Raw genomic sequence first — 1,183 nt, 5'->3', positions numbered from 1 at the left:
CGTCATCAAGTCAGTTGAGGCTGCGCATTTGCGTCTCGGATTCGAGCGTTCGCGATGGTGATGATTTTGCGCATGACGGCTGCGAGGGCGAGTCTTTTGGGTTTTCCAACCGAGACGAGAGCTCGGTAGAAATCGCCGAGCGGAGTTTTTCCGCGAGCTGCGGCAAGAGCCGCGATGAAGAGTGCTGGCCTGATCTGGCGCCTTCCACCTGTGGTGCAGCGGTGCGCGTTGAGTTTTCCGCTGTCCTTGGGATGTGGGGCGCAGCCAGCCAGACTCGCCGCCTGTCGTCGGTTGATCGATCCGAGTTCCGGCATGGTGGCGATAAGCATGGGAGCCAGCACAGGGCCGATGCCGGGGATTGAGCGTAAGGCTTTGGCGCGAACGCTGAAGGCTTGGTGCTGGGCAATGATTTCGTCGATCTGTTTTTCGACCGCCAAGATACGGGCTTCGAGTTCGACGATGTGAGCGCGGATATCATCAGCGATGAGATGGCCACGAGGGGCTTTGAGCCGGTTCTGCTCTTGGCTTTTCATGGCGACGAGATCGAGGCGTCGGGAAACGAGGATTTCGATCTGGGCCTGGCAAGGTTCCGGAGGTTGCCAGCGTGCCAATGTAGGTGCCCGATCAATAGCATAGCGGGCAAGCCAGCGAGCATCGATGGGGTCCGTCTTGGCACGTTTCCCAAAGGACCGGATATAGGCCTTCACTTTGGCGGCATCGGCGCGATGTGCTGATATACCAAGGTCGTGGAGGACATTCAGAAGCCTGTCTTCATGGCCGCCAGTCGCCTCGCAAACCGCGAGATCGCGGTCGCGCAGGGGAGCAAGAGCAGCGCTGAGCGCGTCGATGTCATTGATGATCGTGTGGGTCTGGCCGGTCACGCTGTCAAACAGGGTTACTGTGTCCTGAGAAACGTCGAGGCCAAGAGCGGTCTGGATTTCGCGAGCATATCTGGTCATTGTCGGGTCCCATGCTTCGAATTGTCTGCGGGCGTACCAAGAGGTGGCCCATTCAAGTCAGCAAGCGATGCGAAGCTGGGGCGACAAGGTTCCTGGATGACAACGGTCGTTTCGACCCATTCCCGCACGGACGCCTTGCCGCCACGAGCTGCGGGGTGGCCACCCCGCAGCTCGTCTCGCCAGCCCGCTACCTTTAAACCAGATTATCGAGAGACAATTCCCGC

At 59.4% G+C, this 1,183-nt stretch carries 1 protein-coding gene; it reads right to left on the bottom strand.

Features of this window, described 5'->3' with window-relative positions; all coding sequences use genetic code 11:
• Positions 1 to 5 precede the first annotated feature (5 nt).
• The gene (locus AQZ50_RS19870) at positions 6 to 959 is read right to left on the bottom strand and encodes an IS110 family RNA-guided transposase (protein ID WP_067749441.1); all 954 of its coding nucleotides are present in this window, start codon (positions 957 to 959) and stop codon (positions 6 to 8) included.
• Positions 960 to 1,183 lie beyond the last annotated feature (224 nt).

The sequence above is a fragment of the Novosphingobium sp. Fuku2-ISO-50 genome, from assembly GCF_001519055.1.
Lineage (GTDB): Bacteria > Pseudomonadota > Alphaproteobacteria > Sphingomonadales > Sphingomonadaceae > Novosphingobium.
This window is presented reverse-complemented; position numbering and strand designations above follow the sequence as displayed.